Below are 25,271 nucleotides of genomic sequence, written 5' to 3'. Positions count from 1 at the left end.
ACCCGACCGGACGAGTTGCACCTTTTCCCGAAAAAATTCGGGTTGCACCTGGTTGCACCCGGAAACACCTACGGATACTCTTGGCACAGCTTAGGCCACAGCCGTGGCAATAACGAGGATAAGAAATGGCGACGACCACCCTTGGGGTCAAACTCGACGACCCGACCCGTGAGCGACTCAAAGCAGCTGCGCAGTCCATCGACCGCACGCCGCATTGGTTGATCAAGCAAGCGATCTTCAACTATCTGGAGAAGCTAGAGGGTGGCGCCACCCTGACCGAACTCAACGGTCATGCCAGCAACCTGGCGGACGAAGCTGGCGAAGTCCAGCCCGACCACGTCCACCAGTGCTTCCTCGAGTTCGCCGAGAGCATCCTGCCGCAATCGGTACTGCGCTCGGCCATCACTGCCGCCTATCGCCGTCCGGAGCAGGAAGTCATTCCGATGCTGCTGGAGCAGGCTCGCCTGAGCGCAGCGCAAGCCGAAGCCACCAACAAGATGGCCGCCGGCATCGCTGAAAAATTGCGTAACCAGAAGAGCGCTGGAGGCCGTGCCGGTATCGTCCAGGGCCTGCTGCAGGAGTTTTCGCTGTCGTCCCAGGAGGGCGTAGCCCTGATGTGCCTGGCCGAAGCCCTGCTGCGCATCCCTGACAAAGGCACTCGCGACGCCCTGATCCGCGACAAGATCAGTACTGGCAACTGGCAGCCGCACCTGGGCAACAGCCCGTCGCTGTTCGTCAACGCCGCCACCTGGGGCCTGCTGCTGACCGGCAAGCTGGTCAGCACCCACAACGAATCCGGCCTGACCTCCTCGCTCACCCGCATCATCGGCAAGAGCGGCGAACCGATGATCCGCAAGGGCGTCGACATGGCCATGCGCCTGATGGGTGAGCAGTTCGTCACCGGTGAAACCATCGCCGAAGCCCTGGCCAACGCCAGCCGTTTCGAGTCCAAAGGTTTCCGCTATTCCTACGACATGCTCGGCGAAGCCGCACTGACCGAGCACGATGCGCAGAAATACCTGGCGTCCTACGAACAAGCCATTCACTCGATCGGCAAGGCCTCCCATGGCCGCGGCATCTATGAAGGCCCGGGCATCTCCATCAAGCTGTCGGCCCTGCACCCACGCTACAGCCGCGCCCAGTACGAGCGCGTGATGGAAGAGCTGTACCCGCGCCTGCTGTCACTGACCCTGCTGGCCAAGCAGTACGACATCGGCCTGAACATCGACGCCGAAGAAGCCGACCGCCTCGAACTGTCCCTCGACCTGCTCGAGCGCCTGTGCTTCGAGCCGTCGCTGGCAGGCTGGAACGGTATCGGTTTCGTTATCCAGGCCTATCAGAAGCGCTGCCCGTACGTGATCGACTACGTCATCGACCTGGCCAAGCGCAGCCGTCACCGCCTGATGATCCGACTGGTGAAAGGCGCCTACTGGGACAGCGAGATCAAGCGCGCCCAAGTGGAAGGCCTGGAAGGCTACCCGGTCTATACCCGCAAGGTGTACACCGACGTTTCCTACATCGCCTGTGCCCGCAAGCTGCTGTCGGTGCCAGAAGCCATCTACCCGCAGTTCGCCACCCACAACGCCCACACCCTGTCGGCCATCTACCACATCGCCGGCCAGAACTACTATCCGGGCCAGTATGAGTTCCAGTGCCTGCACGGCATGGGCGAGCCGCTGTACGAGCAGGTTGTCGGCAAGATCTCCGAAGGCAAGCTCAACCGCCCGTGCCGCGTCTATGCACCGGTCGGTACGCACGAAACGCTGCTGGCCTACCTGGTACGTCGTCTGCTGGAAAACGGCGCCAACACCTCGTTCGTCAACCGCATTGCCGACCACTCGATCTCGATCCAGGAACTGGTCGCCGACCCAGTCGCCAGCATCGAGCGCATGGCCACTCAGGAAGGCAGCATCGGCCTGCCACACCCGCGCATCCCGCTGCCGCGTGATCTGTACGGCACCGAGCGAGCCAACTCCGCTGGTATCGACATGGCCAACGAACATCGCCTGGCGTCGCTGTCCTGCGCCATGCTGGCCACCGCTCACAACGACTGGAAAGCCGCCCCGCTGCTGGCCTGCGCCGCCAGCGAAAGCACTGCCGCGCCGGTACTGAACCCAGCCGACCATCGTGACGTGGTCGGTCACGTTCAGGAAGCCACGGTTGCCGACGTAGACAACGCCATCCAGTGCGCGCTCAATGCCGGGCCGATCTGGCAGGCCACTCCACCGGCCGAACGCGCGGCGATCCTCGAACGCACCGCCGACCTGATGGAAGCCGAGATCCAGCCGCTGATGGGCCTGCTCATCCGCGAAGCCGGCAAGACCTTCGCCAACGCCATCGCCGAAGTGCGCGAGGCGGTGGACTTCCTGCGCTACTACGCAGTACAGGCACGCAACGACTTCAGCAACGACGCCCACCGCCCACTGGGCCCGGTGGTGTGCATCAGCCCGTGGAACTTCCCGCTGGCGATCTTCACCGGCCAAGTGGCCGCGGCGCTGGCTGCCGGTAACCCGGTGCTGGCCAAGCCGGCCGAGCAAACCCCGCTGATCGCAGCCCAGGCCGTGCGTCTGCTGCTGGAAGCCGGCATTCCGGAAGGCGTGCTGCAACTGCTGCCAGGCCGCGGTGAAACCGTCGGCGCCGGCCTGGTCGGTGACGAGCGCGTCAAGGGTGTCATGTTCACCGGCTCCACCGAAGTTGCTCGCCTGCTGCAACGCAACGTCGCCGGTCGCCTGGACAACCAGGGCCGCCCAATTCCGCTGATCGCCGAAACCGGTGGCCAGAACGCAATGATCGTCGACTCTTCGGCCCTGACCGAACAGGTGGTAATCGACGTGGTGTCCTCGGCCTTCGACAGTGCTGGCCAGCGTTGCTCGGCCCTGCGGGTCCTGTGCCTGCAGGAAGACTCCGCTGACCGCGTGATCGAGATGCTCAAGGGCGCCATGGCCGAAAGCCGCCTGGGCAACCCGGACCGCTTGGCCGTGGACATCGGCCCGGTGATCGACGCCGAGGCCAAGGCTGGCATCGAGAAGCACATCCAGGGTATGCGCGAGAAAGGTCGCTCGGTCTACCAGGTCGCCATCGCCAACGCCGAGGAATGCAAGCGCGGCACCTTCGTCATGCCGACCCTGATCGAACTGGAGAGCTTCGACGAGCTCAAGCGCGAGATCTTTGGTCCTGTGCTGCACGTCGTGCGCTACAACCGCCGCAACCTCGACCAGCTGATCGAGCAGATCAATGCTTCCGGCTATGGCCTGACCCTCGGCGTGCATACCCGTATCGACGAGACCATCGCCAAGGTGGTCGAGACCGCTAACGCTGGCAACATGTACGTCAACCGCAACATCGTCGGCGCGGTGGTGGGTGTACAGCCATTCGGTGGCGAAGGCCTGTCCGGCACCGGCCCGAAAGCGGGCGGCCCGCTGTACCTGTATCGCCTGCTGTCGACCCGTCCGGCCGATGCCATTGCCCGTCACTTCCAGCATCAGGATGGCGAAGGCAAGCCGGACCGCACCTTGCACGAACAGCTGACCAAGCCGCTGCACAGCCTCAAGGCCTGGGCAGACAGCAACCAGCTGAGCGATCTGGCCGCCCTCTGCGAGCAGTTCGCCGCGCAGTCGCAAAGCGGTATCTCCCGCGTCCTGCCAGGACCGACTGGCGAGCGCAACAGCTACACCATCCTGCCACGCGAGCACGTGCTGTGCCTGGCGGACAACGAAGCGGACCTGCTGGCTCAGTTGGCTGCAGTGCTGGCGGTCGGCAGCTCGGCGGTGTTCCAGGATGGCGAACCGGCCAAGAGCCTGCGCGCCCGCCTGCCGAAAGAGCTGCAGGCCAAGGTCAAGCTGGTGGCTGACTGGAACAAGGACGAAGTGGCCTTCGATGCAGTCCTCCATCATGGCGACTCGGACCAGCTGCGCGGCATTTGCCAACAGGTGGCCAAGCGTGCCGGTGCGATCGTCGGCGTTCACGGGCTGTCCAGCGGCGACCATCAGATTGCGCTGGAGCGATTGGTGATCGAGCGCGCGGTAAGTGTGAACACCGCAGCGGCGGGCGGTAACGCCAGCTTGATGACCATTGGCTGATTGGGCTGATGCGAAAAGGAAGGAGAGCTTAGGCTCTCCTTTTTTTGGCTGGCGTTCAGGTAATGCATATGGCGATGCTTCAGGGGGGGTCGACGTAGGCGTTGCAGTGGCCGTGAGATCGAGCGCCGCCCGCGCGGCGCATCGCGAGCAAGGCTCGCTCCTACGTTTGTTTCGGGCCAATTATTCCTGTGATATTGGCGCGCGACCGATTTGGTGAACGGCGCGATATCGAGTCGTCCAAACAAGACGGTCGCGCGCGTCTGCCACTGGCGTTACTGGCCCGAAACAGACGTAGGAGCGAGCCTTGCTCGCGATGCGCCGCGCGGGCGGCGCTCGATCTCAAGACCCCAGCCAAACCAACGACAAGCACCTGCCCGCCATCACGCCTTCCATCCAGCTGCCGCTCCGCCTTCTTCTCCCATATCACCAACACCAATAACCCTGTCCCTACCAAAACAGCAGCCCTAGACTCGCCCCAAGCCCGTCCAAGGACCGCCACCATGCCCGAGACCCTGCTCAGCCCACGCAACCTTGCCTTCGAACTCTACGAAGTCCTCGACGCCGAGGCCCTGACCCAGCGCCCGCGCTTCGCCGAGCACAGCCGCGAGACTTTCGACGCGGCGCTCACCACCGCCCGTACCATCGCCGAAAAGTTCTTCGCCCCACACAACCGCAAAGGCGACGAGCACGAGCCGCGCTACGTGGATGGCCGCGCGGAATTGATCCCGGACGTGAAACCGGCCGTCGATGCGTTTCTGGAAGCCGGCTTCCTCAACGCCAACCGTGACTTCGAAGTGGGCGGCATGCAGCTGCCAAGCCTGCTCTCGCAGGCCTGCTTCGCCCATTTCCAGGCCGCCAACGCTGGCACCACGGCCTACCCGTTCCTGACCATGGGTGCGGCCAACCTGATCGAAAGCTTCGGCACCGAGGAACAGAAACGCCTGTTCCTCCAGCCGATGATCGAGGGCCGCTACTTCGGCACCATGGCCCTGACCGAACCCCACGCGGGCTCGTCGCTGGCCGACATCCGCACCCGCGCCGAACCTGCTGGCGACGGCAGCTACCGCATCAAGGGCAACAAGATTTTCATTTCCGGCGGCGATCACGAACTGTCGGAAAACATCGTGCACATGGTCCTGGCCAAACTGCCGGATGCGCCCCCCGGAGTGAAGGGCATCTCGCTGTTCATCGTGCCCAAGTACCGGGTCAACGAAGATGGCAGCCGCGGCGCGCGCAACGATGTACTGCTGGCCGGGCTGTTCCACAAGATGGGCTGGCGCGGCACCACGTCCACTGCACTGAACTTCGGTGACAACGGCGCGTGCGTCGGCTACCTGATCGGCCAGCCACACCAAGGCCTGGCGTGCATGTTCCAGATGATGAATGAAGCTCGCATCGGCGTGGGCATGGGTGCGGTGATGTTGGGTTATGCAGGCTACCTGTACTCACTGGAATACGCCCGCCAGCGGCCACAAGGACGACTGCCGGACAACAAAGATCCTCAGAGCCCGGCAGTGCCGATCATCGCTCACACTGATGTCAGGCGCATGCTGCTGGCACAGAAAGCTTATGTCGAGGGTGCCTTCGACCTCGGCCTGTATGCCGCGCGGCTGTTCGATGACACTCAAACCGCCAGCGACGACGCAGCACGCCGCCAGGCCCACGAACTGCTCGACCTGCTGACGCCCATCGTCAAGTCATGGCCTTCGCAGTTCTGCCTCAAGGCCAACGAACTGGCCATCCAGATTCTCGGCGGCCACGGCTACACCCGCGAATACCCGGTCGAGCAGTACTACCGCGACAACCGCCTGAATCCGATCCACGAAGGCACCCACGGCATCCAGTCACTCGATTTGCTGGGCCGCAAGCTCGCGCAAAACGGTGGCTCCGGGCTCAAGCAGCTGGTCCGTCTGATCGCCGCCACTGCCGAGCGCGCCAGCCACCACCCGAGCCTCGACGCGCTGCGCCAACCTCTCGAGCAGCTGGTCAATCGGCTGCAAGCCGTGACCCTTGCCTTGCTCGGCGATTTGGCCCAGGGCAAGGTCGCAGGAGCCTTGGCCAACTCGGCGCTGTACCTCAAGGCCTTCGGCCACTGCGTCATTGGCTGGCGCTGGCTGGAGCAGGCAATTCATGCCGAGCTGGGCTTGATCAAGGGCACCGAAGCGGACCGCGACTTCTACCTCGGCAAGCTGCAAGCCGCTCGTTATTTCCTGACCTGGGAACTGCCGCCCTGCCATAATGACCTGGCATTGCTCGAGGTACGCGACGACACCTGCCTCGCCATGCAAGACGGGTGGTTCTAAAGGGGGAGCCACCGAGAACACGGTGGCTCATACCAACTCGACTCCCCGTTATGTGATGCTTCCTGTGGAGGGTGCAGATTCTTTGAAAAACCACAGGCTCCAGACCTTTGCGAGCTCGCTAGCAACCACAAGTGCAATCCCTACAACTGAGCCCTGCGAAAAATGAGGAGCCATATAATAAAACAGCACCGATGTAGAAGGTACGAACAGCAATAACCTAAATGGCAACTGCAGCCAAACCAAGCGTTCACCCCACCGACTCCTGCGCAAGAGCAAGATACCACTTGCAGCAATGGACAACTGCAAACACCACCCCAGCGTTATGAATACAGCGGCATAGCTGCCGTGATCATCAATGATCCTCAACGCACTCAGCGCGTCTGAGAAAAAGGGGAGCCGATCTTGCAGCACACTCTTCGCCACATAGTTCAACATATACAGTGCATCCAAGGCGCCCCATCCCCACCACACGTACTTCCTCGCTACCCTCTCATCCATTTAATGCTTCCGTTCGAAAATAATATTGGGCGTCACCGGCACCCAATACCATGACAGGCCTTTCACCGCCCAATTGTCATCCGACTCCACATACTTCTGAACCGTTTTTTTCAGAGTGCCATAACGGTAAACCGCAGAGCCCGACTCGAAGTGCTGCTCGTCATCCGCCAGTCTAGTCCATTCATGTGTGAGTGTACGGCTAGTATTTGCCCAGTCCTTACCATCCGAAAAAATCATACTTCCTTCATTGGCAATCGTGCCGGTTCTATTCGAGGCTATTGCCAATATGTTCCACAACGCATCATTATCGATCACTTTTAACAACCACTTTCCTGGCCCGCTGGTTTCCGTTGGGTTCGATCCTGCTGAAAAAACCTCTGCCCGTGCACTGTCTGTCACTGACTCCAAATAATCTTGGCCATGAGAGCTGTGCAGGGGCCAAAACTCAGCCCTTTTAGGCTTGAATGGACTGATTGGCTCTGAACACGCTAGCAACCAATCACCATCACCGACTTTTTTTAGAGTGATATTTTTGGCGTACTCAAATAAGCACTCATGGGGTGAAAATCCGCACTCTTGGATTAGCTCATGCAGCCCCGGCAAATCGTCCGGCCTTAACAAGGATTCGGACACACGATAAACGGCAAAGAAAGGCGTTTCGAAGCGAAATGAACAGTGAACGTCCGCTTTCGAGCGAGGAATCAGAAGTATCATGTGGACACCAACTGATCAAAAATCCATCAAGCTCCCACTCCACAAAAAAGGTTAGCCAGCCAATTCCTGATAGCGCGTAGGGCTTTTCTCTTTTCTCTGCGCTGTAGCGGCGTGAGCCGGCTCAGCAAGCTGCAAGCCGCTCGTTATTTCCTGACCTGGGAACTGCCGCCCTGCCATAATGACCTGGCATTGCTCGAGGCACGCGACGACACCTGCCTCGCCATGCAAGACGGGTGGTTCTAGGGGGAGCCACCGTGCCAACGGAGGTTTCCGCATGTTCGATTCCGGCGCCCTGCTGCGTCAGCGCTTCGCCGCGCTGCGCAGTACGGCCGAGTTGTTTTCCCTGCGTCATGTAAAGCAGTCGCACCAGTCACTTTCCGTACGTCGCAACGTGGCCGAGCCGCCGCTCTTCAGCCAGGACGAAGGTGCCATGCTCAGCGTCCGGCTCAATGGCGTCGAGGCCTACGCGGCCACCGCCGACCTGTCTCAGGTGGGCCTGCAGCGGGCGTTGGAGCAGGCCGAGGCACTGGCCCGGCAAATTGCTGCGCACAGCCTGCTCGACCTGCGCGAACAACCAGTCGCCTGCGCACGCCACGATCACATCTCGCCCAACTACGACCAGTCGCTGCCGAGCCTTGCCGACTGCCTGGATCTGCTCGCCGACGAGTCGGCCAGCGTACCCAAGGACAGCCGCCTGGTGGACTGGCAGGCGAGCCTTGGCCTTAGCCTGGTCGAGCAAACCTTCCTGAACTCTGCCGGTGCCGAGCTGCGCCATGCCCAACGCTTCCTGTTCCCTGGGCTGAGCGTGACCGCCAGCGATGGCCAGGACAGCCAAAGCCGGAGCCTGGGCCGCGAGAACTTTGGCCAGCAAGGGGGCTTCGAAATCATCGAGCGCTGCGGCCTGGTTGGCGCGGCCCGCCGTGTTGCCGATGAAGCGCTGCAATTGCTGCTGGCGCCCAATACCCCCAGCGGGCCACGTGACCTGCTGCTGATGCCTGACCAGATGATGCTGCAGATTCACGAGTCCATCGGCCATCCGCTGGAAATGGACCGAATCCTGGGTGACGAACGCAACTACGCCGGCACCAGCTTCGTCAAGACCACTGATTTCGGTCACCTGCAATACGGCTCGACGCTGCTGAACGTGACCTTCGATCCCACCATCGGCGAAGAACTGGCCAGCTACAGCTTCGATGACGACGGCACCGAGGCCAGCAAGCAATTCCTGATTCGCGACGGCCTGTTGCTGCGCCCGCTGGGCGGCGCCCTGTCGCAGTTCCGCTCCGGCCTCGATGGCGTGGCCAACAGCCGGGCATGCGGCTGGAACCGCGCACCCATCGACCGCATGGCCAACCTCAACATCGAGCCAGGCGACCAGTCGCTCGAACAACTGATCCAGGGCATCGAGCATGGCATCCTGATGCGCACCAATCGCTCATGGTCCATTGACGACGCACGCAACAAGTTCCAGTTCGGCTGCGAATGGGGCCAGTTGATCGAGAACGGCGAGCTCAAGGGCATCGTCAAGAACCCCAATTACCGCGGCATCTCCGCGCAGTTCTGGCGTAACCTCTCGGCGGTCGGCGACCGTAGTACTTTCCAGGTTCTCGGTACGCCCAACTGCGGCAAGGGCGAACCCAACCAAGTGGTACGGGTCGGCCATGCTTCGCCAGCCTGCGTATTCCGCCAGATCGACGTATTCGGGGGAGACGCCTGATGAAACGCACTTTCGAAGCCCTGGTCGGCGCGGTGCGCAGCGCCCTGCAACCGGGCGAGCAGTTCACGCTCGGCTATGGCGCCGAGCAGTCGCAATTCGTGCGTTTCAACCACGCCAGGGTGCGCCAGGCCGGCGAAGTCAGCCAGGCCAGCGCGCAGATGCGGCTGATTCGCGACGGACGCCAGGCGGAACAGCACGTGACGTTGAGTGGTGACGCCCAGCTTGACCAACAGCGCCTGTTCGACGCTCTCGCACAACTGCGCCAGACCTTGCCACTGTTGGCAGTCGACCCCTACCTGCGCCTGGACGAAAACGCCTGGAACAGCCACAGCCTGCAGGAGCAGTCACTTCCGGAACTGAGCGAAGTACTGGCCCTGCTCGACCGGGAGGCCGGCGACCTGGATCTGGTCGGCATCTACGCCGCCGGGCCGATCTACCGAGGTTTTGCCAGCTCGTTCGGGGCTTTCGGCTGGCACCAGGCCAACAGTTTCAACTTCGACTGGAGCCTGTTCCACGCAAACGGCCAGGCCGTGAAGTCCAACTATGCAGGACAGGTCTGGAGCGCCGATGACTTCACCGCCCGCCTGCGCCAGGCACGCGAGCAGTTGGGCTTCCTCGGTCGCCCAGCGATTAACCTCGAACCTGGCAGCTACCGTGCCTACCTGGCGCCCGCCGCCATGGACGAAATCGCCAGCATGCTGTGCTGGGGAGGCTTTTCGGCCCAGGCCCTGGCTACCGGTAACAGCCCCTTGCAGCGCCTTTACAACGGGGATGCCAGGCTGAGTCCGCTGGTCAGCTTCACGGAGCAAGTCAGCGGTTCACTGAGCCCGGCATTTTCCGATGAGGGCTCGCCGCGCATGGACGTGCCATTGATCCAGCAAGGCGAGGCGTTGCAGCGGCTGATCAGTGCGCGCAGTGCAGCCGAGTTCGAAGGGGTGGCCAATGGGGCCGACAGCCATGAATCGCCATGCGCGCTGAGCATGGCTGCAGGAAACCTGTCCCGCTCGGAGGTTCTCCAACGGCTTGGCACTGGTCTGTACATCAGCAACCTCTGGTACCTGAATTACTCGGACTTGCCGGCAGCACGCATGACCGGGCTGACCCGCTTCGCCACGTTCTGGGTGGAAGACGGCAAGATCCAGGGACCGGTGAGCACCATGCGTTTCGATGACAGCCTGTTCAACCTGCTGGGTAGCCAACTGCAGGATCTGACCCGCGAGCGCGAAATGATCCTGTCGACCAGCACCTATGGACAGCGCAGTACCGGGTCGAGTCATTTACCAGGGGCGCTGGTCAAAAGCCTGACCCTGACATTGTGATAGGCATTAGCGGCCTCTTCGTGGGCAAGCCCGTACCTGAGGGTAGTGCACAGCATCCGGTGCATTACCGGTATGCCCGCGAAGCGGCCGGCACAGACAAAAGAGGACGTCATGCCTGATCGTGCACCGATGGACCCCGTCACCGCCCGCTGGATCCCCTGGGTGGTGGCCATCGCCTTTTTCATGCAGTCCCTGGACGGCACCATCCTCAACACCGCCCTGCCGGCCATGGCCCGCTCGCTGCAGGAGGACCCGTTGCGCATGCAGGGCGTGATCATCTCCTACATGCTGACCGTGGCCTTGCTGATTCCAGCCTCGGGCTGGATCGCCGACCGTTTCGGTACCAAGCACATTTTCTTCAGCGCCATCTTGCTGTTCAGCTTCGGCTCGCTGCTGTGCGCCGCCGCCAACAGCCTGGGTTTCCTGATTTTCGCCCGCGTCGTGCAAGGCCTGGGGGGCGCGCTGATGCTGCCGGTCGGCAGGTTGGTGGTGCTGCGTGCCTATCCGCGCTCAGAGCTGGTGCGGATCATGAGCTTCATCACCATCCCCGGCCTGCTCGGCCCGCTGCTGGGCCCAACCCTGGGCGGCTGGCTGGTAGAAATCCTGAGCTGGCACTGGATCTTCCTGCTCAACCTGCCGGTAGGGGCAATCGGTTGCCTGGCGGTGTGGAAGTTCATCCCCGACCTGCGCGGCGCCGAGCGTACCTCCTTCGACACGCCCGGCTTCATCCTGTTCGGCGCAGCGATGGTGCTGATCACCATCGCCATGGAGGGCCTGGGCGAGCTGCATTTGCCGCACCTGCGGGTGATGCTGTTGCTGTTCGCCGGCATGGCCTGCCTGGCCGCCTACTGGCTGCGCGCCGGGCGCGACCCACAGCCGCTGTTTTCGCCCAGCCTATTCCGCGTGCGTACATTCGCCATCGGCATCCTTGGCAACCTATTCGCACGCCTGGGTAGCGGCGCCCTGCCCTTCCTGGTGCCGTTGCTGCTGCAGGTCGCTCTAGGCTACTCGCCGTCCCAGGCCGGCATGAGCATGATTCCGTTGGCCGCCGCAGCGATGGTGGCCAAGTCGGTCGCCAGACCGATGATCGAGCGCCTGGGCTATCGCATCGTGCTGACCGGCAATACGCTGCTGCTGGGCATGCTCCTGGCCAGCCTGGGCCTGGTCGATGAGCAGACGCCCTATGCCCTGCTGCTGGTGCAACTGGCCTTGCTCGGCGCGGTGAACTCGTTGCAGTTCACCGCCATGAACACGGTGACCCTGATCGACCTGGACGACGCCAGCGCCAGCAGCGGCAACAGCTTGTTGTCGGTGGTCGCGCAATTGTCGCTGAGCCTGGGCGTAGCCTGCGCTGGCGCCCTGCTTGGCGGCTTCACCGCGGCGGGCAGCGCCGAAGGCGTGGAAACGACACTTGGCGCCTTCCAGCTCACGTTCTTGACGGTTGGCATCATGGCCATGCTGGCCGCTGCGATCTTCCTGCAACTGGCCCCGACTGACGGAAGGCGTGCCCGTCGTCAGGAAGCCCACATGGATTCGTAGGGCGAATGGCCACGAGGCTGGTAGACTGTGCGGCATTTTTCGCTTCGCACCGCAGGCCCGCCTCGTGACCACCGAAACCACCGCCTTTGCCACTTTGCCGTTGTCCGCTGCCATGCTGGCCAACCTGGACGCCCTCGGCTACGCCTCGATGACGCCGATCCAGGCCCAGAGCCTGCCGGTCATTCTCAAGGGCCAGGACCTGATCGCCCAGGCCAAGACCGGCAGCGGCAAGACTGCCGCCTTCGGCATTGGCCTGCTCAACCCGATCAACCCGCGCTACTTCGGCTGCCAGGCCCTGGTGCTATGCCCGACCCGCGAGCTCGCCGACCAGGTGGCCAAGGAGTTGCGTCGTCTGGCCCGTGCCGAGGACAACATCAAGATCCTCACCCTGTGTGGCGGTGTTTCGCTCGGCCCGCAGATCGCTTCGCTGGAGCATGGTGCGCACATCATCGTCGGCACGCCAGGCCGGGTGCAGCAGCACCTGGACAAGGGCACCCTGGTGCTCGACGGCCTTAACACCCTGGTGCTGGACGAAGCCGACCGCATGCTCGACATGGGCTTCTTCGACGCCATCGCCAGCATCATCGGCAAGACCCCGTCGCGCCGTCAGACCCTGCTGTTCTCCGCCACCTACCCGGCAGGCATCGAGCAGTTGGCTGCCGATTTCATGCGCAAGCCACAGCAAGTGAAGGTCGAGAGCCTGCACGCCGACAACCAGATCGAGCAGCGCTTCATCGAGATCGACCCACAGCAGCGCCTGGAGGCGGTCACCCGTGTACTGGGCCACTATCGCCCGCAGTCCTGCGTGGCGTTCTGCTTCACCAAGCAACAATGCGAAGACGTGGTCGCCCACCTCACCGCCAAAGGCATCGTCGCCCAGGCGTTGCATGGTGACCTGGAGCAACGTGATCGCGATCAGGTGCTAACCATGTTCGCCAACCGCAGCAGCTCGGTACTGGTGGCGACCGACGTGGCCGCCCGAGGCCTGGATATCGACGGCCTGGACATGGTCATCAACGTTGAACTGGCCCGCGACGCGGAAATCCACGTGCACCGTGTCGGCCGGACTGGCCGTGCTGGCGAGAAAGGCATCGCCATCAGCCTGGTGGCCCCGGCTGAAGGTCACCGCGCCCAGGCCATCGAGACCCTGCAGAAGAGCCCGCTGCGCTGGGACCAGTTGGACAGCCTGAAGCACAAGGGCGGCGAGCCGTTGCTTCCGCCAATGACCACGCTGTGCATCGCGGCTGGCCGCAAGGACAAGCTGCGCCCGGGCGATATCCTGGGTGCGCTGACGGGTGACGCCGGAATTCCGGGTAAGCAGGTGGGCAAGATCGCCATCTTCGACTTCCAGGCGTTCGTGGCGGTGGAGCGTCCTCTGGCCAAGCAGGCCATGCAGCGGCTCAATAGCGGCAAGATCAAGGGACGCTCACTGAAGGTTCGCATCCTCTAAAGCCAAACGCCTATCCTGTGGGAGCGGGTTGACCCGCGAATGCGCCAGCGAATGCACCCCCGTATTCGCGGGTCAACCCGCTGCCATAGGGTTCCGTGTTTCATACCGACAGGTTTACACCGTGCATTCCACCGATGTGATCATCCTCGGCGCCGGCGCCGCCGGCCTGATGTGCGCCCAGCTCAGTGCCCGCCGAGGCCGCCGTGTGTTGCTGCTCGACCACGCCAACAAGCCAGGCAAGAAAATCCTCATGTCCGGCGGCGGGCGCTGCAACTTCACCAACATGTACACCGAGCCGTCCAACTTCCTGTCGCAGAACCCGCACTTCTGCAAGTCGGCCCTGGCCCGCTACACCCAGTGGGACTTCATCGAACTGGTGGCCAAGCATGGCGTGCCCTACCACGAGAAGAAGCTCGGCCAACTGTTCTGCGACAACAAGTCCAGCGACATCCTCAACATGCTGCTGGCCGAGTGCGATGAAGCGGGTGCCGAACTGCGCATGGAAACGCGCATCGAGCACATCGAAAAGACCGAGCAGGGTTACCTGCTGCAGACCAGCGCCGGCCCGTTCGCCTGCCAGTCGCTGGTGATCGCCACGGGCGGGCTGTCGATCCCGACACTGGGCGCCACCGGCTTTGGTTACCAGGTGGCCCGCCAGTTCGGCCATACCCTACTGCCGACCCGCGCCGGCTTGGTGCCATTCACCATCACCGAGCCCCAACTCAAGGCATTGTGCAGCGAGCTTTCGGGCACCTCGCTGGACTGCACCGCCAGCTGCAACGGCACCCGTTTCCGCGAGAACCTGCTGTTCACTCACCGCGGCCTGAGCGGGCCGGCAATTCTGCAGATTTCGTCGTTCTGGGAAGCCGGCGACACGGTCGAGATCAACCTGCTGCCGGATCGCGACGCGCTGGAATGGTTGCAGCAACAGCAGACCGAGCGCGCCAACGCCGAACTGAAGACCGTGCTTGGTGAAGTTTTCACCCGCAAGCTGGCCAACCTGTTGGCCGAGCAGTGGTTCGAGTCCAAGCCCATGAAGCAGTACACCCCGGCGGAGCTTGGCCAGATCGCCGACAAGTTGTCGGCCTGGCAACTGGTGCCCGCCGGCACCGAGGGTTATCGCACCGCCGAGGTAACCCTGGGCGGCGTGGACACCCGAGAGGTGTCGTCCAAGACCATGGAGTCGCTCAAGAGCCCAGGTCTTTACTTCATCGGAGAAGTGCTGGACGTGACCGGGCACCTGGGCGGCTTCAATTTCCAATGGGCTTGGGCATCTGCTAACGCCGCGGCGCAGTTCGTGTAGAGTAGAATCCATTCAGCAGCACGGAACGCTTCTTGCTGGTCTGTGCGCGGAGTGCCGGTTTTCCGGGGCTGATGTGAACGGCCCCGATTGCCCGGCCTCGAAAGGTATTCATTCGATCACTGCCCAAGGCCATCATGTCATCGAGCTCGTTCCGCCATTCATTGCGTCGTTTGTGGGGCCAAGACAAGTTCAGCTACAGCATTCGGGTAACGATCGCCCTGACCGGCAGCATGGCCCTGTGCTGGTATCAAGACGAGATGGCACTGCTGATCCCGCTGTTCCTCGGTATCATCGCCAGCGCCCTGGCCGAAACCGATGACAGTTGGCAGGGCCGTCTCAGCGCACTGGCGGTTACCCTGGCGTGCTTCGCCATCGCCGCCCTGTCGGTCGAGTTGCTGTTCCCCTATCCCTGGATCTTCGCCGCAGCCCTGGCCCTGGCAGCCTTCAGCCTGACCATGCTCGGCGCCTTGGGCGAGCGCTACGGCGCGATCGCCTCGGCAACGTTGATTCTTTCGGTCTACACCATGATTGGCGTGGACCAGCGCGGCGGCCAGGTAACCGATTTCTGGCACGAACCACTGCTGCTGGTGGCAGGCGCCGCCTGGTATGGTCTGCTGTCGGTTTTGTGGCAGGCACTGTTTTCCAACCAGCCGGTGCAACAGAGTCTGGCCAAGTTATTCCGTGAACTGGGGCACTACCTTAAGCTCAAGGCCAATCTGTTCGAGCCCATCCGCAACCTCGACGTGGAGGCCCGGCGACTGGAACTGGCCCAGCAGAACGGCAAGGTCGTAGCGGCCTTGAACGCAGCCAAGGAAATCATTCTGCACCGGGTAGGCAACAGCCAGCCGAACTCCAAGCTCAGCCGCTACCTGAAGCTGTACTTCCTGGCACAAGACATTCACGAGCGGGTCAGCGCCTCGCACTACCCCTACAATGCCCTGGCCGAGGCGTTCTTCCACAGTGACGTCATGTTCCGCTGCCAGCGCCTGCTGCGCCAGCAGGGTTCGGCGTGCCAGGAGCTGTCGCGCTCGATCCGCCTGCGCCAGCCCTTCGTCCTGGACACTGGCTTTGCCGAAGCACTGGAAGACCTCAACGCCTCACTGGAGCACTTGCGCATCCAGAGCAACCCGGCCTGGCGTGGGCTGCTGCGCTCATTGCGTGCGCTGGCGGCCAACCTTGCCACCCTTGACCGGCTTCTAGGGGCGGCAAGCAACCCGGACAGCCTTGCCGACGCCAGCGACAGCAGCCTGCTCGACCGTTCGCCACGCAACCTCAAGGACGTATGGAACCGCCTGCGGACGCAGCTTACGCCCACCTCGTTGCTGTTCCGCCATGCCCTGCGCCTGCCGTTGGCACTGTCGGTCGGCTACGGCATGGTGCACCTGATTCACCCGACCCAGGGCTACTGGATCATCCTTACCACGCTGTTCGTCTGCCAGCCCAACTACGGCGCCACGCGGCGCAAACTGGTGCAGCGGGTCATCGGCACAGCCATCGGCCTCACGGTGGGTTGGGCGTTGTTCGACCTGTTCCCCAGCCCGATCATCCAGTCAATGTTCGCCGTGGTCGCCGGCGTGGTGTTCTTCGTCAACCGCACGACCCGCTACACTTTGGCCACCGCTGCGATCACCCTGATGGTGCTGTTCTGCTTCAACCAGATCGGCGACGGTTACGGGCTGTTCCTGCCGCGTCTGTTCGATACCCTGGTGGGTAGCCTGATCGCCATTCTCGCGGTATTCCTGTTCCTTCCTGACTGGCAGGGCCGTAACCTGAACAAGGCGCTGGCCAACACCCTGACCTGCGCCAGCGCGTACCTGCGCCAGATCATGCAGCAGTATGCCCATGGCAAGCGCGATGACCTGGCCTATCGCCTGGCGCGGCGCAATGCTCACAACGCCGATGCGGCGCTGTCCACTACCCTGGCCAACATGCTGATGGAGCCTGGGCACTTTCGCAAAGAGGCCGATGTCGGTTTCCGTTTCCTGGTGCTGTCGCATACCTTGCTCAGCTACCTCTCCGGGCTGGGTGCCCACCGCGATACGACGCTGCCGACCGAAGTTCAGGAGCAGTTGATCGAAGGTGCCGGCCAGAGCCTGGCCAGCAGCCTGGACGAAATCGCCAACGGACTGGCGGCGCGACTGCCGGTGCCGATCCATAGCGATACCGAAGAGGCCTTGGCCAACACGCTGGAGCAGATGCCGGAAGAGCTGGATGAACAACAGCGGTTGGTACAGACCCAATTGGCATTGATCTGCCGGCAACTGGGGCCGCTGCGAACGCTGGCGGCGCATCTGATCAAGGAGGGTGCACCGGGCTGATTGACCTGTACACCCTATCGCCGGCACGCCGGTTTCAGAGGGTGGGATCAGAAGCCGTACTGGTGCATGAGGCGGGCATAGCTGCCATCGGCTTTCATCGCTGCGATGGCGTGCTCGAAACGATCGACGATCTGCAGATGGTCGGGCCTTTTTAGGCTGACCAGAATGTGCAGGCTGTTCTCCCCCAGTGGTGGCTCGACCAACTCGACTTCATCGCGCACTTTCGAAGATTCACGCTGCAGGTTGTAGCGGGCAACGTACTCATCCTCCACCGCCAGCTGAACCCGTCCTGCGGCCAGCATGCGCAAGGCAGTGGAAAAGTTTCGTACAGTCACCTTGTTCAGACGGCTGTCGCCATCGAATTGCGGCGAATAGGCATAATCGCGTACCACGGCAATGCTGTAGGGATACAGATCCGACTGACGCTGGTAGCGCACGTTGCTTCCCTTACGCTGGAGCAGACGAATGCGGTTGGTCAGGTAGGCTTTGGAAAAGTGGCCAATCTGCGTCCGTGAGTCGGTGTACCACGCGTCGATCAGGACGTCATAGCGCCCCTCCCCGACCCCCATCAGTGCCCGCGCCCAAGGCACCTCTTCCACTTCGCTGTCGTAGCCTGCGCGGGCGAACGCCGTGGTGACGATGCGGGTGGCTGATCCCCCCCCTGGCATGCCACTGTCGGTGAACGGAGGCCAGTTGTCGGCTACCAGCCGCAACTTCTCCTGGCCCACGGCAGGCATGGCCAGCAACACTCCCAGTAACCCCAGAACGCACAGCAGTGGCCGCATGCTCAAGTCCTTTTGTAGTAGAGGGCTCACGCTATTGAAGGCGGTCTTCGCAACTACAGGACTTGCAGGTTACACATCGGGAGAGGTAAGCGATAGCGGGCAATGATGTCAAATAGCCTCTATTTTGGTCTACGATATGCCGCCATGACTGGGCGTAATGTTCAGGCCTCATTGCGAGGCCTGATTCTCAGCCACGCAGCGACTCGAAGGCACAGCGCGCGATCTGCGCATCCTGAACCGCGACACCGGTCAGGTCCGCCACGGTCAATTGCCCCTCATCTTCGCGAGCGATGGCGTCACCGGCGAGCACAGTCCCGATTTCCACTAGCCTGGCCGGGCTCATCAAGCCAGCCTGCAAGGCGTGGGACACCTCGCCATATTGACTGCACTGGCGGATCGAGTCGACCACGATGCGGTCGGCACTGGCTACCAGCCTTGGGTCGAGTTCTTGCTTGCCGGACGTGTCGGCGCCCAACGCAGTGATGTGCGTACCGGGCCGTATCCATTCACGTTGCAGCAAGGCCTCACGAGACGGGGTGGTGCAGACGATCAGGTTGGCCGCTTCGGCGACCGCCTTGGGCTCACGTTCCACCCGCACGTCGAACCCCAGTGCCTGGGCGTAATCCCGGTAGGCAGCCAGCCCCGCATCGCTGCGCCCCCACACACTCACCTCGCGGCACGTGGTAACGGGCATGAGTTGCGCCAGTTGCATTCGCGCCTGGGTTCCAGTCCCAAGAATCCCGATCGCCTCGACCTTCGCGGGTGCCATCCGCCGCGCGACGATCCGCCCGGCCAATGCTGTACGCATGCCGGTCAGCCAACCTTGGTCCGCCAGCAACGCCAGCGGCTGACCGGTTCGGGCACAGAGCACCAGCATCAAGCCGTCATTGCTCTCCAATCCTCGTGCAGGGTTGTCGTAGAAGCCGGTGGACACTTTGACGGTAAAGGTCTCGCTGCCTTCCACGTAGGCCGACTTGATGCAACAGTCACCATTGGACTGGGCAAAAACGAAGGTCTGGACCGGGGGTGCCTGGACCTTTCCCTGGGAATAGGCGATGAAACCCTCTTCGAGCCAACGCTCGGCCACGCCCAGGTCAAGATGTTGTTCGATGCGGTGCCTGTCGAAGACGTTCATGCGATCGCCTCCAGGTATTGCTCCAGTTGGATGTTGCGCCCGCACAGCACCACCGCGACATTCTTGCCTTGATAGTCTTTGGCCAATTGCTTCATGCCCGCCAGAGCGACCGCTGCCGCGCCTTCGATGATCCAGCGTTCATGGGAGGCGACATCGCGCATTGCGTCCTTGATTTCACGCTCGCTGACCAGCACGGTCCTGTCCAGCAGCCGCTGGCATAGGCCGAAAGTGATGCTGTCGGGTTCGACTCCGCCTGCGGTGCCGTCCGAGAGCGTGTCGGTTTCTTCGACCTCGATGATCCGTCCCGCTACCAGCGAGCGCTGCAGCGTCGGCGCATTGACCGGCCAGCAACCGATCACCTCCACCGACGGCTTGAGTTTATGCAGCGCGGCAGCGATGCCGGAAATCATCCCCCCGCCACCGACGGCAACGAACACTGCATCCAGGTCGAAATGCTGCTCCAGCAATTCCATGCCGATGGTGCCCTGCCCGGCGATGACCTCCAGATCGTTGTACGGCGAGACGAACGGCTTGCCTTGCTGCCTTGCCCGGCGTCCTGCCTCGAGCTCGACCTCAAGCGGGTCGCAATCCAGCAATTGGACATTGGCACCCAGCGCGCGCATGGCGTCGATCTTCACCGGCGATGCCTCGCTGCTGGCGTAGACCGTGACGGGCACCCCCAGCAATTGGCCAGCCAGCGCCAGGCCTTGGCCATGGTTGCCCGAGGACGCGGCGATTACCCCGAGGTGACGCTGCTGAGCATCCAACAGCCGCAGCTTGTTACTGGCCCCCCTGAATTTGAACGACCCCGTGCACTGCAAGTGCTCGCACTTCAGAAGAACGTTACAGCCGGTCAGCGCGGACAACCCAGCACTGGGGAGCAACGGGGTGACGGGTACCTGCGGGCGTAGCGCCTGATGAGCCTGGAAGATCGACAGAAACAGCGCGTCGAGCTCGGCATCGTTGATTTCCATGGACGGGTTCTCCGGGGTGAAAGGCGGCCACAGTGCCGCCACGAATAGAATATTCGTCCACCGTAGAATATTTATCTACAAACAGCAAGCATCGCCTGTCGCTGGAGACCTGCCTTCACGCTTCCCGCATGAGCTTCACATACTTGTAGACCGTCGCCCGCCCCATGCCCAGGACATTGGCCACGTAGTCATAGGCACTCTTGCCACGAAAAGCCCCTTGTCCATGCAGGGCCTGCACCAGCTCACGCTTGTGGTCACGGTCGAGGCTGCCGAGGCTCAACCCCTTGTCCGCGAGCCAGGCGTGCAGGAAGGTATTGATCCGCTCCTGCCAATCGTCGCGGAACAGTGCTTCTGGCTGTGGCAGCAAGCGGCTGGCCTGGAAGAACAGGTCCAGCGCCTGCTTGGCCTGCTCGAGCACCGAGATGTTGAAATTGATGCACAGCAGCGCTTCCGGCTGACCGGACTCATCGACCATCACGCTGCTGATGGAGCGGATCTTCTGGCCATTCCAATTGAGCTTTTCGTAGGGCCCCAGGGGCGCCGAGGGGTCCAGTTCGGCGGGCAGGTCATCCAGCGCCGAATCATCCCCCAGCTGGCGCTTGGAGATGTTGTTGGCGATATGCACCACGGTCTGGCTGCGCAGGTCGTGAACCACGACTTCGGCATGGGGGAACAGCAGGGTAGCAACGCCATCGGCCATGGCGGCGTAATTACTGAAACGAGGGGATAGAGCCTGCCGATTAGCGGACATCTGCAAATTCCTGGCGTATGGATGCGATCTGGAGGACGGCCTTGCGCTGTTCAAGGGGGCTCGCGCCACAGCGGTCAAGGGTACCCCAAGACTTCACGGATCTGCCGCAGGTGCTGGATGATCCACTGCTTGTCGATGGCCCCCCAGTCATGGATGCGGTAATGCCCGGCATGGTTGCGCGCACCTTCCTGTTGCTCGAACTCGCAGACGATATCCAGGTCGGCCAGCGCGGCAATGGTGTCTTGCGCCGTGCGCCGTGGCATACCGGTGGCCTCCATCAGCGCCGGTACGCTGGTGGCTGTCTGACTATCGATCAGCCAGGCCACATACAGACGACGATAGAAACTGCTCTTGGTCTTGCTCACATCCATGCCGCTTGGTCCTTAACAATTGCCCTGCAGCTCCCGATAGGTCAGGTAGACGCGCAGGTCGAATTCCAGTTGGTGATAGTCCGGCTCCATGTGCTGACAGAGCTGGTAGAACGCCTTGTTGTGCTCCCGCTCCCGCAGATGGGCCAGCTCATGCACCACGATCATGCGCAGGAACTGTGGCGCAGCCTCCTTGAACAGCGAGGCAATGCGGATTTCCTTCTTTGCCTTGAGCTTGCCGCCCTGGATCCTCGACACCGCCGTGTTCAGCCCCAACGCACGGTGGGTGAGGTCCAGACGATTATCGAACAACACCTTGTCCAGGCTCGGCGCACTGCGCAGGTACTGCTGACGCAAATCCTGGGCATAACCGTACAACGCCTTGTCGCTCTGAATGTCGTGACGTTCAGGGTAACGGCGTTGCAGGTAATCGCCCAGGCGGTTGCTGTCGATCATCTGGCGCACCTGCGCCTGCAGGTGCGGCGGGTAGGCTTGCAAGTAGCGTAATGCGGTCATGGCACAGGGTATGGCGGAACGAAGGGCGAGTTTAGCCAATCATAGCCTCGGCCAGGGGAAAATTGTCGGGAAGCGCCCGGCATCCGCTGCCGTCATCGGGTGGGCGACGATGAAACCCTGCACGTACGCACAACCGTTGGCTTTGAGCCAAGCTGCCTGGGCCGGGGTTTCAACGCCTTCGGCGATGACCGTGATGGCGTAGTCCGCGCACAAGGCGATCACGCTGCGCACCAGGGCTGCATCAACCGCGGAGTCCGGCAGTCGTGCAACCAGATGACGGTCGATCTTCAAGGTATCTATTGGCAGGTCGCGCAGCATGCGCAGCGAACAATCGCCTGCGCCAAAGTCGTCCAGGGCTACCCGAACACCCAGCTCACGCAAACGATTGACCTGCTTGACCGCCTCGTCGATGTTGTACATCAGCGAAGTCTCCGCGACCTCGACCTCCAACTGCGACGGGCTCAGCCCTTGTTCGTTGATTACCCGCTGCAGTTCGTCCACCAGGCTGGGCATGGAAAACTGTGCGCGACTGAGGCTGATACCCAGTACCACGTCCGGCGCGAAGTGTTCACGCCAGGCCCGGCGCTGGGACACGCCCTGACGATAGATCCAACTGGCCAGGCGGTTGATCAACCGGGCCTCTTCCAGCAATGGAATGAACAGCCCCGGCGGCACATCGCCGACACTAGGGTGCTGCCAGCGCAACAATGCCTCGAAACCACGCAGGTGACCGTCGGCGAAACTGACCTGGGGCTGATACACCAGGGTGAAGGCGCGTTCCTCGATGGCAGCGCGGACACCGTCTTCGAGCATCAGCCTCGAACGTGCTCGGCCGTTGAGCTCCTGATCATAGAAGCGGTATTGCTGACGTCCGGCTCGCTTGGCTGCATACATCGCCACATCGGCGGCCCGCAGCAGGCCTTCGACGCTGGCACCGCAGTCCGGGTACGTGGCGATCCCGATGCTGACCCCCAGGTTCAGGTCCAGATCATCTATATGCTGGCAGCTGGACATCCGCTCGAGCAGTCGCTCGGCAAAACGCCCGGCCTGTTCCGGATACGGTAGCCCGTCGAACAGCGCGGTGAATTCATCGCCCCCCATGCGTGCCAGCAGGGCTTCATTACCCAAGCAGTCCTTGAGCTGCTCGCCGACCCAACGCAGCACACGATCACCGGCGTCGTGACCCAGGGAGTCATTGATGCGCTTGAACCCGTCCAGATCCATGTACATGAGCGCCTGGCACTTGTCCGAGTGTTCGTTACGCATCAGCACCGCGTCGGCCGCCTGATAGAAGCCGCGACGATTGAGCAGGCCCGTGAGGGGGTCGGTCACGGCTTGATATTCGAGCTGCTGATGCAGGTTGCGCACCACCGACATGTCCAGCACCGTCACTACCATGGCCTGCTGCTCGGCGGGCAGTGGCGCGCACGACAGCGCCACCGGTACCAACTGACCGGCCTGGGTACGCAGCTGGGCGTCATGCACACGAAAAATCCGCCGTGCCAGGTAGGCCTGGTAGAACTCTGAATCGACCCACAGGCTGACATTGGGCAGTTGCACCAAGTCCAGTACGGACACGCCCTGCAATTGCTCGACCGGCGCCTGCAACAGCCTCGAGATAGCCGGGTTGGCGAAACTGATGATGCCTGTAGCATCCACCACTAGAATGCCCTCGGCGGCATTCTCCAGAATCGAGGCATTGAACGCCCTGGCAGCCTCCAGCTCCCGGGTCAGGCGCTGGAGCATGCGCCGGTTACTCTGCTGGTCGAGCAAAGCCTGGACCTTGGGCTTGAGTATCTGCGGGTCGAACGGCTTGAACATGTAGTCCACGGCGCCGCTGGCGTACCCCTTGAGCACGGCTTCGTCGGACTGCTCGTTGGCCGTCAGGAAAATGATCGGCGTCAGCCGCGTGCGCTGACTGCCGCGCATCAGGCGGGCGACTTCGAAGCCGTCCATTTCCGGCATCTGAACGTCCAGCAGCACCAAATCGACATCGTGCTCGAGCAACGCGCTAAGGGCTTCCATCCCCGAGCTCGCCGTCAACACCTGCCAATCCTTGCGGGCCAAGAGCGCCCGCATGCTGATGAGGTTTTCCGGGTAGTCGTCTACAACCAGTAAAACCGAGTTGCCATCCGGCAATTGAGTATGAGCGCCATCCATGCTGCTTCTCTTGTAAGACTGCCTTCGAATCCAATTGGATCCGATTATGAACTCTAGCCTTGATGACCAAACGCGCAATGCAAGGAATGGCTAAGCGCCATCAACTAGGACGGTAGCCGACTAACGGTCAACCCGCCACCAGCAAAAAGTCGAGCAAGGCCTGGGAAGCCGGTCAAGCCTTGCACAAACAAAAAGCCCGCATATCGAATGCGGGCTTTTCGGGTTACGCAGCAGCCGAATCAGTTGACCTTGGCGGCCAGCTCACCCTTGGCATAACGTTGGAACATGCCTTCCAGGGAGATCGGTTTGATCTTCGAGGCATTGCCCGCAGTGCCGAAGGCTTCGTAACGGGCGATGCACACGTCACGCATGGCCTTCACGGTTTCGGCGAAGAACTTGCGTGGGTCGAACTCGCTCGGGTGCTGAGCCATGTAGCGACGGATGGCACCCGTGGAAGCCAGGCGCAGGTCGGTGTCGATGTTGACCTTGCGTACACCGTACTTGATGCCTTCGACGATTTCTTCGACCGGCACGCCGTAGGTTTCCTTGATGTCACCGCCGTACTCGTTGATCACTTTCAGCCACTCCTGAGGTACCGAGGAGGAGCCGTGCATCACCAGGTGGGTGTTCGGGATGCGCTTGTGGATTTCCTTGATGCGGTCGATGGCCAGGATGTCGCCGGTTGGCGGCTTGGTGAACTTGTAGGCACCGTGGCTGGTACCGATGGCGATGGCCAGGGCATCGACCTGGGTCTTCTTGACGAAGTCAGCGGCTTCTTCCGGGTCGGTCAGCATCTGGCTGTGGTCCAGGATGCCTTCGGCGCCCACACCGTCCTCTTCACCGGCCTGGCCGGTTTCCAGGCTGCCCAGGCAACCCAGCTCGCCTTCTACCGATACACCGCAGGCGTGGGCGAATGCCACGGTCTGCTGGGTGACGCGAACGTTGTACTCGTAGTCGGACGGAGTCTTGCCGTCTTCCTTGAGCGAACCGTCCATCATGACCGAGCTGAAGCCCAGCTGGATGGAGCGCTGGCAGACGTCAGGGCTGGTGCCGTGGTCCTGGTGCATGCACACCGGAATGTGCGGGAATTCTTCGATGGCCGCCAGGATCAGGTGGCGCAGGAAAGGGGCACCGGCATATTTGCGGGCGCCGGCCGAGGCCTGGACGATCACCGGGGAGTCGGTCTTGTCGGCCGCTTCCATGATGGCGCGCATCTGCTCGAGGTTGTTGACGTTGAAAGCCGGAACGCCGTAACCGAACTCGGCGGCGTGGTCCAGCATCTGGCGCATGCTAATGAGTGCCATTGTGTATCTCTCTCCCGACAAGCGTCGTTTGTTTCGTG

At 62.2% G+C, this 25,271-nt stretch carries 18 protein-coding genes; 8 read left to right on the top strand and 10 right to left on the bottom strand.

Going from position 1 to position 25,271, the window contains the following annotated elements; all coding sequences use genetic code 11:
- Positions 1 to 125 precede the first annotated feature (125 nt).
- Both putA and VXM67_RS04535 read left to right on the top strand, forming a co-directional pair.
- Positions 126 to 4,079 (top strand): trifunctional transcriptional regulator/proline dehydrogenase/L-glutamate gamma-semialdehyde dehydrogenase, encoded by a 3,954-nt coding sequence (gene putA, locus VXM67_RS04540; RefSeq protein WP_023378410.1) that lies wholly within the window; start codon positions 126 to 128, stop codon positions 4,077 to 4,079.
- 500 nt (positions 4,080 to 4,579) lie between these two features.
- Complete coding sequence (locus VXM67_RS04535; protein ID WP_023378409.1) at positions 4,580 to 6,382, top strand: acyl-CoA dehydrogenase; 1,803 nt, start codon at positions 4,580 to 4,582, stop codon at positions 6,380 to 6,382.
- 48 nt (positions 6,383 to 6,430) lie between these two features.
- Here the strand turns inward: VXM67_RS04535 and VXM67_RS04530 are convergent, their stop codons facing one another.
- Together VXM67_RS04530 and VXM67_RS04525 are read right to left on the bottom strand one after the other, a co-directional pair.
- The gene (locus tag VXM67_RS04530) at positions 6,431 to 6,880 is read right to left on the bottom strand and encodes a hypothetical protein (protein ID WP_202675834.1); all 450 of its coding nucleotides are present in this window, start codon (positions 6,878 to 6,880) and stop codon (positions 6,431 to 6,433) included.
- Positions 6,881 to 7,594, bottom strand: coding sequence for a hypothetical protein (locus tag VXM67_RS04525; protein ID WP_287167181.1), 714 nt, complete (start codon positions 7,592 to 7,594; stop codon positions 6,881 to 6,883).
- Between the two features lie 274 nt (positions 7,595 to 7,868).
- Here VXM67_RS04525 and VXM67_RS04520 point away from each other — a divergent pair, with 274 nt between their 5' ends.
- The 6 genes from VXM67_RS04520 to yccS all read left to right on the top strand — a co-directional run bounded on the left by VXM67_RS04520 (position 7,869) and on the right by yccS (position 17,240).
- Positions 7,869 to 9,311 (top strand): TldD/PmbA family protein, encoded by a 1,443-nt coding sequence (locus VXM67_RS04520; RefSeq protein WP_027907948.1) that lies wholly within the window; start codon positions 7,869 to 7,871, stop codon positions 9,309 to 9,311.
- Positions 9,311 to 10,630 carry a TldD/PmbA family protein gene (locus tag VXM67_RS04515; protein WP_023378402.1) on the top strand — a complete coding sequence of 440 codons (1,320 nt, stop codon included), beginning with the start codon at positions 9,311 to 9,313 and terminating at the stop codon, positions 10,628 to 10,630. Before VXM67_RS04520 ends, VXM67_RS04515 begins: the two co-directional genes overlap by 1 nt.
- A gap of 111 nt (positions 10,631 to 10,741) precedes the next feature.
- Entirely contained in the window at positions 10,742 to 12,169 is a 1,428-nt protein-coding gene (gene mdtD / locus VXM67_RS04510) for a multidrug transporter subunit MdtD (protein ID WP_023378401.1), read from the top strand.
- Between the two features lie 112 nt (positions 12,170 to 12,281).
- Complete coding sequence (gene dbpA, locus VXM67_RS04505) at positions 12,282 to 13,619, top strand: ATP-dependent RNA helicase DbpA (RefSeq protein ID WP_238346403.1); 1,338 nt, start codon at positions 12,282 to 12,284, stop codon at positions 13,617 to 13,619.
- A 121-nt stretch (positions 13,620 to 13,740) separates the two neighbouring features.
- Entirely contained in the window at positions 13,741 to 14,922 is a 1,182-nt protein-coding gene (locus VXM67_RS04500; protein ID WP_023378398.1) for an NAD(P)/FAD-dependent oxidoreductase, read from the top strand.
- Positions 14,923 to 15,056: 134 nt separating this feature from the next.
- Positions 15,057 to 17,240: a YccS family putative transporter gene (gene yccS / locus VXM67_RS04495; protein ID WP_023378396.1), complete on the top strand. Its 2,184-nt coding sequence runs from the start codon at positions 15,057 to 15,059 to the stop codon at positions 17,238 to 17,240.
- A 47-nt stretch (positions 17,241 to 17,287) separates the two neighbouring features.
- Here yccS and VXM67_RS04490 read toward each other — a convergent pair whose 3' ends face one another.
- From VXM67_RS04490 to fba, 8 genes are all read right to left on the bottom strand, one after another.
- On the bottom strand, positions 17,288 to 18,025 hold the full coding sequence (locus VXM67_RS04490; RefSeq protein WP_367237520.1) for a substrate-binding periplasmic protein: 738 nt from the start codon (positions 18,023 to 18,025) through the stop codon (positions 17,288 to 17,290).
- A gap of 187 nt (positions 18,026 to 18,212) precedes the next feature.
- A complete protein-coding gene (locus VXM67_RS04485; RefSeq protein WP_023378393.1) occupies positions 18,213 to 19,160 on the bottom strand; it encodes an ornithine cyclodeaminase family protein in 948 nt (315 codons plus the stop codon).
- The gene (locus VXM67_RS04480) at positions 19,157 to 20,134 is read right to left on the bottom strand and encodes a threonine/serine dehydratase (protein WP_104882252.1); all 978 of its coding nucleotides are present in this window, start codon (positions 20,132 to 20,134) and stop codon (positions 19,157 to 19,159) included. The genes VXM67_RS04485 and VXM67_RS04480 overlap by 4 nt, the downstream gene beginning before the upstream one ends.
- Before the next feature lie 115 nt (positions 20,135 to 20,249).
- Positions 20,250 to 20,885: a PAS domain-containing protein gene (locus VXM67_RS04475; RefSeq protein ID WP_027907947.1), complete on the bottom strand. Its 636-nt coding sequence runs from the start codon at positions 20,883 to 20,885 to the stop codon at positions 20,250 to 20,252.
- A 74-nt stretch (positions 20,886 to 20,959) separates the two neighbouring features.
- Positions 20,960 to 21,256, bottom strand: a complete 297-nt coding sequence (locus VXM67_RS04470) for a helix-turn-helix domain-containing protein (RefSeq protein ID WP_023378388.1) — start codon at positions 21,254 to 21,256, stop codon at positions 20,960 to 20,962.
- Between the two features lie 12 nt (positions 21,257 to 21,268).
- Positions 21,269 to 21,769 carry a M48 family metallopeptidase gene (locus VXM67_RS04465; RefSeq protein WP_023378386.1) on the bottom strand — a complete coding sequence of 167 codons (501 nt, stop codon included), beginning with the start codon at positions 21,767 to 21,769 and terminating at the stop codon, positions 21,269 to 21,271.
- Positions 21,770 to 21,808: 39 nt separating this feature from the next.
- Entirely contained in the window at positions 21,809 to 23,929 is a 2,121-nt protein-coding gene (locus tag VXM67_RS04460) for a putative bifunctional diguanylate cyclase/phosphodiesterase (RefSeq protein WP_367237519.1), read from the bottom strand.
- 239 nt (positions 23,930 to 24,168) lie between these two features.
- Positions 24,169 to 25,233: a class II fructose-bisphosphate aldolase gene (gene fba, locus VXM67_RS04455; RefSeq protein WP_023378382.1), complete on the bottom strand. Its 1,065-nt coding sequence runs from the start codon at positions 25,231 to 25,233 to the stop codon at positions 24,169 to 24,171.
- Positions 25,234 to 25,271: the final 38 nt, after the last annotated feature.

Origin of the sequence: Pseudomonas sp. Rh2 (genome assembly GCF_040762985.1) — a bacterium.
Taxonomy (GTDB): domain Bacteria; phylum Pseudomonadota; class Gammaproteobacteria; order Pseudomonadales; family Pseudomonadaceae; genus Aquipseudomonas; species Aquipseudomonas taiwanensis.
Note: the sequence above shows the minus strand (reverse complement) of the source record. Positions and strands in the feature narration are given on the sequence as shown.